The sequence below is a fragment of the Stenotrophomonas maltophilia group sp. Smal13 genome (assembly GCF_030236855.1).
Lineage (GTDB): Bacteria > Pseudomonadota > Gammaproteobacteria > Xanthomonadales > Xanthomonadaceae > Stenotrophomonas > Stenotrophomonas maltophilia_A.
Genome location: NZ_JASJSQ010000172.1, coordinates 1 through 1,456 on the forward strand (window position 1 = coordinate 1; position 1,456 = coordinate 1,456).

At 58.5% G+C, this 1,456-nt stretch carries 1 protein-coding gene; it reads right to left on the minus strand.

What is annotated here, in order from left to right:
- Window positions 1-28 precede the first annotated feature (28 nt).
- Window positions 29-1,380, minus strand: a protein-coding gene (locus tag QRO95_RS25205; RefSeq protein WP_285303750.1) for an IS3-like element ISStma2 family transposase whose coding sequence is annotated in 2 segments (ribosomal slippage) — window positions 29-933 and window positions 933-1,380 — 1,353 coding nt in all. Because the reading frame shifts where the segments join, the coding sequence is not laid out codon by codon here.
- Window positions 1,381-1,456: the final 76 nt, after the last annotated feature.

Here is a 1,456-nt window from a genome sequence, read left to right on the forward strand (position 1 = left end):
TGAAGTGACCCCCGAGACTTGGACGGGGTCAGGCGGCCGATTGGGCCTGCTCCCGGTACTTTATCGGGCTCAGACCTTTCAGTTTCAGTTTGATGCGTTCTTCGTTGTAGTACTGGATGTATTCCACCAGCCCAGCCTCCAGACTCTCGAGGCTGTCAAAGCTGTTCAGGTAGAAGAACTCCGACTTCAGCGTTCCAAAGAAGCTCTCCATCGCCGCATTGTCCAGGCAGTTGCCGCGCCGGGACATGCTTTGCTTCAACGAGTGCTTTTCCAGCATGTGCCGGTAGTTTTCATGCTGGTACTGCCAGCCCTGGTCGGAGTGGATCATGGGGCGCTCATCCGGGGAAAGCTTCTTGATGGCCTCCTCCAGCATTTGACCCACCAGATCAAATACGGGCCGACGCTTGATCTGATAAGCCACGATTTCGCCGTTGTAGAGGTCCATGATCGGCGACAGGTACAGCTTCATACCCTGCACCTTGAACTCGGTCACGTCAGTCACCCACTTCTGGTTGGGCCGCTCGGCATGGAACTGGCGATTGAGGTCATTGCCAACCACAACATTGGCCGCCCCCTTGAAGGCCTGGTAGCGCTTCACACGCACCCGCGATTTCAGTCCCATCTCCCCCATCAGGCGCTGAACCCGCTTGTGATTGGTCCGATGACCCTGATTGGCTAATTCCAGCGTCACCGTGCGATAGCCATAGCGCCCTTGGCTTTGATCGTAGATTGCACGGATGCGCTCGCACAGGGCTGCCTCATCCTGATCCGGATGGGCCAGGACATGGTTCTGGTAATAGAACGTACTGCGTGACAGCTCAGCTGCTTCAAGCAGAAGCGACAGCGTATGAACCTGCCTCAATCCTTGGACGGCTTGCGCTTTGCGTCCTGCGCCGCCTGCTCTTCCCGGATCAAGGCATCGAGTTTTTTTAGGTAATCGGTCTCCGCACGCAGATAGGCGACTTCCTTGAGCAGCTCATCGCGGCTCATATCTTCAGGCGGCTTGGACGAACGGGTCTTTTTCATCGGCTTTCGGGGCGGCGGCGGAGGGGGTGCCAACGCTTGGGCACCACCTTGAGCATACAGGCGCCGCCATCGTCCCACCGCGCCGGCATCGCCAATTTGAAAGTAGGTGGTGGCCTCGCGCCCGGACAGGCCGTCCTGGCTCATCTTCTTCAGGACAGCCAGTTTGAATGGGAGGTCATAGGACCGGGCCTGGCGATGAAATCCCCGCCAACCATGCAGCCGATAGGTCGCCACCCAGCGCCTGACCGTGGAGAACTCCAGGCCGTGGCGACGGGCAATGGCTTTGACCGATGTGGAGGTCTTGCAGGCCTCTTTGGCGACCTGCAGTTTGAAACGCGCGTCGTATCTGTTCATGTATCCCTCGGGGTTGGATCTGGCGTCCAACTCCCGGGGGTCACTTCATGGACGGGTTTACGGCGTCTCCCGCAAC